Origin of the sequence: Streptomyces bobili (assembly GCF_002154575.1) — a bacterium.
Taxonomy (GTDB): Bacteria; Actinomycetota; Actinomycetes; order Streptomycetales; family Streptomycetaceae; genus Streptomyces; species Streptomyces bobili.
The window spans coordinates 1-7038 of record NZ_MUBA01000469.1 but is presented as its reverse complement, the minus strand read 5'-3'; the positions used below and the strand labels follow the sequence as shown (position 1 = coordinate 7038).

The window sequence follows — 7038 nt, the reverse complement described above, 5'->3', positions numbered from 1 at the left end:
GGCCCGTTCGGCGGCGACGGCCTGGGTGACGGCGAGCCTGGCCTTGACCGTCGTCAGGGCCAGCGTGGCGGTGCCGAAGCGGAGCATGAGGTTGCGCAGGGTGGAGCCGACGGCGCCGGTGATGACGCAGAGGCCGGGAAGCAGCAGCCTCTCCGCCAGGCTGGTGCCGGACTCCCGTTCGAGGGTGGCGTGGACCAGCAGCAGGATCAGCGACTGGAGCGAGGCGAAACAGGCGGCGCCACGCCAGCCGTAGACGATGCCGGCGAGGAGGGGGGTGCAGACACTGACGTAGGCGAGGGTGGTGTCGGGGCCCGCCGAGATCAGCAGCAGGGTGCCGAAGAGGGTGTCCACGGCCAGCAGGGTGGGGTGGCGCAGCAGGAGGGGGCCGAAGCGTTCCCAGTCCCGGAAGAGGACGTACGAGCCCATGAAGGTGACGACGACGGCCGCGCCGACGAGCCGGGCGCCCAGTCCCGGTGAGGCGTTGAGAAGGGCGGCCGGGGCGGCGAGCGCGATCATGGCAAGCCGGAAGCCGAAGACCTGGCGGCACATCGCCTGGAGGGCGTTGACCTGCAGCGGGATGGGGGGATGGGGGTCACGTGCGGCCCCTCGACCGGTCGTCCCGGACGCACGTGTGTGGTTCTCCTCGCCGAGGACGGCGACCGGAGCGCGGGCTGCCACAGCGGCTTCCCGAGCACGCTTACGGCGGCGGCGCAGCAGGCCGCCGCGTCCCCTCGGAGTGGCTGTCATGACCGTCATCCCGCTCGCCTACTCGCCCGTGATCGAACTGAAGTCGGTGCCGGAGCCCAGCAGCATGCCCGCGCCGAGGAGGAGCATGGTGGCCGGGACCATGAACGTCGTGATCATCAGCGTGGCCTTGGGCACGGCTCGGGCGGCCTTGCGGCGGGCGTTCTGCGCGTCCGTGCGGCGCATGTCCTTGGCGATCGAGACCAGGGTGTCGACGATCGGCGCGCCCAGTTCCTCGCCCTGCTGGAGTGCGGTGACGAACATGGCGACCTGCTCGGAGTCGTTGCGGCGGCGGAGTTCGGCGAAGGCCTCGCGGCGGCTCAGGCCGAGGTCCATCTGACGGAGCGTGATCCGGATCTCGTCCGCCCACGGGCCCTCGTACTTCGACGCCACCCGGTCGAGGGCCTGGCGGAAACCGAGGCCCGCGCTCACGACGACCGCGAGTACGTCCAGGAAGTCCGGCAGAGTGCGCTCGATCGCGTCCTTGCGAACCCGGATCGCGGACCAGATGCCGACCTCGGACCAGAACGCGCCGAAGGCGATCATGAGGAGGGCGAGGAAGAAGCTGCCCTGGAGCAGCGCTGCCAGACCGCCGACGCCGCCGATCGCGCCGTAGACCGCCCGGCGGGCCGCGTAGCGGTCGATCGTCAGGCCGCCGGGGTTGCCGGCGAGGTCGATCCTGCGGCGGTACTTGGCGACCTGCTTGGGGCCCATCAGGCGCAGCACCGCCGGGGCGTAGCGCATGCCGAGGCGGTCGATGAGGGAGCCGACGGCGCTGGTGCGGGTGGCGCCGATCTCCAGGGCCAGCGCGAGGTCGGTGGGCAGTTTCACCTCGGCGCGGTACATGCGTACGCCGGCGAAGGCGCCCCAGACGCTGAGGCCCATGACGAGGGCGAGCAGAAGTTCCATGGCGGTCGATTCCTCCCTTCGGTACTCGGCCTCAGACGTCGATGCGGGACATGCGGCGGATGAGGACGAAGCCGACGGCGTAGAGGGCGAAGGCGATGATCACGCTGGCCTGCCCGGCGGTTGATCCCGTCATGCGGTCGAGGGTGCCGTCGGCGACGCTGTCCATGAGGAAGAGGGCGCCGACTCCCAACGCCGGGACCGCGTAGGAAGTCATGCTCACCTGTGACAGCTGTGTCCGTACCTCCCGGCGGGTCTCCTTCCGTTCCTCCAGGGTCTCGGTCAGGTTGCGGAGTGCGCCGACGACCTGGCCGCCCGCCCGGTTGGAGAGGACCAGGGTGGTGACCAGGACGACGAGTTCGCGGGAGGGGAGGCGGTCGGCGAGTTCACCGAGGGCGTCGTCCAGGGAGTGGCCTACGGCCAACTGGTTGGCGACCTTCGCCAGTTCCTCGCCGGCCGGCGCTTCGAGTTCCTCCGCGGCCATGCCGATGGCGGTGCGCAGGGCGAGGCCCGCGTTGGTGGCGTTGGCCAGGATGCGGGCCAGTTCGGGAAGTTGGTTGATGAAGCGCTCGATGCGTTTCTGGCGTTGCCAGTTGAGGAACTGCCAGGCCGCCCACATGCCGAGCAGGCCGGCCAGCGGGCCGAAGAAGGGGGCCAGTGTGGCCTGGCCGATCAGCCACAGGGCGGCGACCGTCGCCAGCATGTACGCGAAGAACTCGCCCGGCGTCACGTCCAGGCCGGTCGCCGTCAGCCGCAGTTCCAGTCTGCGGCCGAAGTCCGTGCGCCGCAGGCGGCGGTCCAGGCCGCGGAAGCGGCGCCGGCGGCCGGTCAGCGGGACCTGGCCGGCGGCGGTGAGACGGTCGACGAGGGCGGCCCGCTGGGCGCGGCCTCGCGCGTACGTGTGCACGCCCGCGACGGCGAGGCAGCAGGTCAGCAGGCTCACGCCGGTGGTGAGGCTGATCAGGTTCTGGAGGGTCATGGGGGTCCTGCCTGTCCTCTTCCGTCCTGTTCCGTCCTGGTGGCTGCCTTCGCGAAGGCCGACCGAAGGCCGGCTATCGGGTCTCTCTCGTGGTCAACTCGTCGAGCGTGCGGGCGACTCCGAAGGCCTGCGGTATCGGCTGGCCGGCCATGTAGAGGCGGTCGGCGGTGCGGCGTGGCAGCGGGTGGTACTCGAAGACGCCGTGGATACGGCCGTCCGCGGCGAGCGGGCGGGCGTTGAAGCGGGCGATGGTCGCGAGCCGGTACGGCTCTCCGCCGTGGCTGTCGAGCAGCGCGATCTCCGTCACCCGCCGGGTCCCGTCCGCGAAGCGGGTGAGCTGGACGATGACGTCGACCGCGCTGTTGATCTGGTCGTGCAGGGCGACGAACGGGATCTCGACGTCGGACATGGACGCCAGGGTCTGCAGCCGCATCAGCGCGTCCTCCGCACTGTTGGCGTGGACGGTGGCCAGGGAGCCGTCGTGGCCGGTCGACATGGCCTGGAGCATGTCGAGGGACTCGCCGCCGCGGACCTCGCCGACCACGATGCGGTCGGGGCGCATGCGCAGCGAGTTGCGGACCAGGTCGCGGATGGTGATGCGGCCGTTGCCCTCGACGTTCGGGGGGCGGGACTCCAGGCGGATGACGTGAGACTGCTGGAGCTGGAGTTCGGCCGAGTCCTCGATGGTGATGATGCGTTCGGTCTCGGGGATGAGGCCGGAGAGGGCGTTCAGAAGGGTCGTCTTCCCGGTGCCGGTCGCGCCGGAGACGATCAGGTTGAACTTCGCCTGCACCAGGCCGGCCAGCAGGTACAGCATGGGTTCGTCCAGCGAGCCGAAGCCGATCAGTTCGTGCAGGGTGAAGGAGCGCGGGAAGCGGCGGATGGTGAGGATGGGGCCGGTGAGGGAGAGCGGGGGGATGATCACGTTGACGCGTTCGCCCGAGGGGAGGCGGGCGTCGACCATCGGGTTGGTCTCGTCGACGCGGCGGTTGACGGTGGAGACGATGCGTTCGATCGTCTGCATGAGCTGGTCGTGGGAGGCGAAGCGGATGGGCAACTGCTCGACCCTGCCCGCCCGTTCGACGAAGATCGCGTCCGGCCCGTTGACCATGATCTCGGTGATCGAGGCGTCCTCCAGGAGCGGTTCGAGGATGCCGAGGCCCAGGGCCTCGTCGACCACCCTGCGGATCAGCTGCGCGCGTTCCGTCGTGGACAGCACCGGGCCCTCGCGGCTGATGATGTGCCCGAGCACCCGCTCAAGGCGCGCCCGGCGCTCGGCCGCCGCCAGTGCACTCATCTCGGCGAGGTCGATCTCCTCCAGGAGCTTCGCCCGGTAGGAGGCGACCATGTGGCCGTCCTCGCCCCGGCCACCCTGCTCCTCGGGCGAGGTGATGCGGGCCCGCAGGCTCATCTCCGGTTCCTCCTCGGTGCGTTCGGTCCGCCGACCTACCTGGTGGGCTGTGGCTGCGCGTCGTGTCTGTGGGCTCGGGCTCAGTGGTCGACCGGCATCACCGCTGTCCTGTGGGCCTTGCCGAAGTCCCCGATGCCGGGGATGACGGACGGGATGGTGATGGCGGAGGTGACGCGGACCTCCTCGCCCAGGTCCTCGGGGGCGCAGCTCGTGCCGTCCGCCAGCCAGGAACTGACCGCGCTCTGACACGCTCCCTCGGCGCCCTCGTCGAGCGACGCGCTGCGGGCCCCGGCCCTGGCGGCCGTACCCGCCTGCTGTGCCACGTACGCGATCAGGCCGAGCTGTACGGCGGCCAGCGCGACGAGCAGCAGGATCGGGAGGAAGCCGAGATACTCCAGGGCGACCTGCCCGCGATCACGCCCCCGGCGTCCGCCCGCCCCGCCCCGCGACCGGCGCAAGGGCCACCTGCGTCCGTACGACATGTCAGTCGCCATCCTCTTCCTCCACGGCACCGGCGTGGCCCTTCACCGTGAACGGGAAGTCGATCGCGCCCGGGAAGAGGACCGGGACCCGGAGTGTGACGGTCGCCGTCACGTAGCCGCCCGACGTGGGGCAGCTGACCGTGGCCCCGGAGCGCCATGCGTCGCCCAGCTTGGCCAGTCCCGCCTGTTCGCACACGGCCTGCCGCTCCCCCCGCTGTGCCGCCGTCCCCGCCCGCACCGCCTCGTCGGCAGCATTCCCCGCGAGCGTGAACGTGTATCCCAGCAGGACGAACTGCCACACCAGCACCAAGGTCACGATGATCAGTGGGGTCATGCCGAGGAACTCGATGGTGACCTGGCCCCGGTCGCCTCTGCGTCGCCGTGATCTCACGTCACTCCCTCCTCCGCCGGAAGCCCGCCGACGCCCGTTCCCCGCCGCGCCCCGCCCGGCCGGACTTGCGGTGCTGGGACCCCTCCGGAGCTGCGACCAGGCCGAGTTCGCCCGCGAGGGTCCACATGGCCTGGCGGACGGTGCTTCGGCCGTCGAGGGCGTGGACGCGGCCGGCGTCCACGGCGGACTGGAGTTCCTTGAAGTGGGCGGGGATCACGGTCGCCGCGACGGGCGTGCCGGTGATCTTCTGGACGAGGCCGGGCTGGATCTCCGTACCGCGGCTGTGGCGGTTGACGACGACCGTGGTCTCCTCGGCCTTGCGGATCTGGAGGCGGTCCCACATGCGGACGGCGCGTTTGGCGCCGCGGACCGCGACCACGTCGGGGGTGGTGACGAGCAGGGCGCGGTCGGCCATCTCGACGACGGCGGCGCCGGCCCCGCCGAGCTGGGCGCCGCAGTCGACCACGACGACCTCGTAGCGGGAGCGCAGGGCGCCGACGATCTGGCGGGCGGCGCGGTCGGTGACCTCCTCGCCGCGTTCGCCCTCGCCGGGGGCGAGCAGCAGGGCCACGCCGGTGTCGTGGCGGAACACGGCCTCGGCGAGGATGCGCGGCGAGATGTCGGTGATCGCGGCGAGGTCGACGACCGAGCGGCGGAACTGGACGTCCAGGAAGGACGCGATGTCGCCGGTCTGGAGGTCCATGTCGACGAGGGCGGTGGGGCGGCCGGAGGCCTGGGCGGCGAGGGCGAGCTGGACGGCGAGCAGGGTGGTCCCGACGCCTCCCTTGGCGCCGCTGACCGTGACGACGGTGCCGCCTGCGCCGGTGAACACGTCGCCGCCGTGGCCGAGATGTCGTCGTACGCCCACCGACCACTGGGCGACGGCCTGGACCCGGTGGGCGAGGTCCTCGTAGCCGAGCGGCAGGGTGACCAGGCCGCGCGCGCCGGCGTCCATGGCGGCGGAGAAGAGGCCGGGTCCGGCGTCGGTGGTGACGAGGATGACGCCGACCGCGGGGAAGCGCAGGGCGACCTCGCGGACGAGTTCCAGCGCGGGGACGGGGCCGATGCGCTCATGGACGATCACGACCTCGGGCAGCTCGTCGACCGCCTCGGCGGACAGGCGGGCGAGGGTGTCGACCAGCTGCGTGGAGTCGGTGACCGGGGTGACGGGTTCGGCGTCCGGGAGCTGGCTGAGCAGGGTGGTGAGGGAGCGGACCGCGTCCGCGTCGCCGACGGCCGGGAGGATCCTGGTGGGCATGGGCGGCGGCCTCTCACTTGTCCGTGGTGAGTTCGTACGTACGGTCCTGTTCGGGGACCGTGGTGGGAGTGCCGGGCGCCACCAGGGCGAGCCGGACGCGCTTGGCGAACGACTCGGCGTACGTGATGCGCTGGGCGTCGAGGGTCGACAGCGCGAAGGTGATCGGGACGGCGTCGGTGGCCTGCTGTCCGCGTTCGTCCCTGTCCGGGTCCAGGGCGGTGATGTCGCCGACGTCGAGGACGCGGGCGTTGGTGACGATGATCTTCGACTGGTCGGGGTCGCTCTCGCGAGCACCCTCGAAGGTGGCGTAGACGTTGACGGAGGAACCCGGAGTGATCTTTCCGGCGACGCCGGTAGCCGCGTCGATCATGATGGCGACCTCCTGCTGGCCGGGCTGGAGGGCGGGCTGGTCGACGATCATGTCGCTCTGGAGCAGGGAGCCCTTCTTCAGCATCGTGACGGCGATCTTGCCGCGGATGTCCGCGAGGTCGGTCACCGCGTTCGCCGAGAGCCACCGCTCGGGCATCTCGACCTTCTCGAACTGGCCCGCGGTGAGCGGGGTGTAGGGCGCCACGCTGGAGCTGACCCGGTACGCGGTGACCTCGGGGCCGACCTTGGACTGCACGTCGTCGATGACGGAGAGGACGCCGGCGAAGGCGCCGAGGGCGCACAGGACCGACAGGAGCAGGAGGATCACGCCGCGGCGCTGACGGGAGTTCATGAACCGGTGCAACCTCGTTGGGGGTCGGGTCGAACGGACGGGAGCGGGTCGGGCGGGGTGGTTCCTGCGGTGGTTCTTACGTTGGTTCTTTGGGTGGTTCTTGTTCAGCCGCCCTTGGTGAGGGCGCGGTGGGTGCGGGGGCTGCC

Annotated in this window: 7 protein-coding genes and 1 pseudogene; all 8 read right to left on the bottom strand. The window is 71.2% G+C overall.

The genetic code is table 11. The annotated features are described in order from the left end of the window. Nucleotides 1-747 (bottom strand): annotated as a pseudogene (locus BZL64_RS41500) (two-component sensor histidine kinase); the annotation flags it as partial. An 18-nt stretch (nucleotides 748-765) separates the two neighbouring features. Then, nucleotides 766-1653, bottom strand: a complete 888-nt coding sequence (locus BZL64_RS30500) for a DUF5936 domain-containing protein (RefSeq protein WP_086772380.1) — start codon at nucleotides 1651-1653, stop codon at nucleotides 766-768. A 31-nt stretch (nucleotides 1654-1684) separates the two neighbouring features. Beyond that, the gene (locus BZL64_RS30495) at nucleotides 1685-2629 is read right to left on the bottom strand and encodes a type II secretion system F family protein (protein ID WP_086772379.1); all 945 of its coding nucleotides are present in this window, start codon (nucleotides 2627-2629) and stop codon (nucleotides 1685-1687) included. A gap of 73 nt (nucleotides 2630-2702) precedes the next feature. After that, nucleotides 2703-4040 carry a TadA family conjugal transfer-associated ATPase gene (locus BZL64_RS30490; protein ID WP_086772378.1) on the bottom strand — a complete coding sequence of 446 codons (1338 nt, stop codon included), beginning with the start codon at nucleotides 4038-4040 and terminating at the stop codon, nucleotides 2703-2705. 80 nt (nucleotides 4041-4120) lie between these two features. After that, entirely contained in the window at nucleotides 4121-4522 is a 402-nt protein-coding gene (locus BZL64_RS30485; RefSeq protein WP_086772377.1) for a TadE/TadG family type IV pilus assembly protein, read from the bottom strand. A 1-nt stretch (nucleotide 4523) separates the two neighbouring features. Then, a complete protein-coding gene (locus BZL64_RS30480; RefSeq protein ID WP_086772381.1) occupies nucleotides 4524-4856 on the bottom strand; it encodes a septum formation initiator in 333 nt (110 codons plus the stop codon). 58 nt (nucleotides 4857-4914) lie between these two features. After that, nucleotides 4915-6171: a CpaE/TadZ family protein gene (locus tag BZL64_RS30475; protein ID WP_086772376.1), complete on the bottom strand. Its 1257-nt coding sequence runs from the start codon at nucleotides 6169-6171 to the stop codon at nucleotides 4915-4917. Between the two features lie 13 nt (nucleotides 6172-6184). Further along, nucleotides 6185-6892, bottom strand: a complete 708-nt coding sequence (gene cpaB / locus BZL64_RS30470) for a Flp pilus assembly protein CpaB (protein WP_086772375.1) — start codon at nucleotides 6890-6892, stop codon at nucleotides 6185-6187. Between the last annotated feature and the right edge of the window lie 146 nt (nucleotides 6893-7038).

Excerpts from the sequence above, each read along its gene's own strand:
- BZL64_RS30500 (WP_086772380.1), bottom strand. The coding sequence starts at position 1,653 with ATGGAACTTCTGCTCGCCCTCGTCATGGGCCTCAGCGTCTGGGGCGCC.
- BZL64_RS30495 (WP_086772379.1), bottom strand. The coding sequence starts at position 2,629 with ATGACCCTCCAGAACCTGATCAGCCTCACCACCGGCGTGAGCCTGCTG.
- BZL64_RS30490 (WP_086772378.1), bottom strand. The coding sequence starts at position 4,040 with ATGAGCCTGCGGGCCCGCATCACCTCGCCCGAGGAGCAGGGTGGCCGG.
- BZL64_RS30485 (WP_086772377.1), bottom strand. The coding sequence starts at position 4,522 with ATGTCGTACGGACGCAGGTGGCCCTTGCGCCGGTCGCGGGGCGGGGCG.
- BZL64_RS30480 (WP_086772381.1), bottom strand. The coding sequence starts at position 4,856 with ATGACCCCACTGATCATCGTGACCTTGGTGCTGGTGTGGCAGTTCGTC.
- BZL64_RS30475 (WP_086772376.1), bottom strand. The coding sequence starts at position 6,171 with ATGCCCACCAGGATCCTCCCGGCCGTCGGCGACGCGGACGCGGTCCGC.
- cpaB (WP_086772375.1), bottom strand. The coding sequence starts at position 6,892 with ATGAACTCCCGTCAGCGCCGCGGCGTGATCCTCCTGCTCCTGTCGGTC.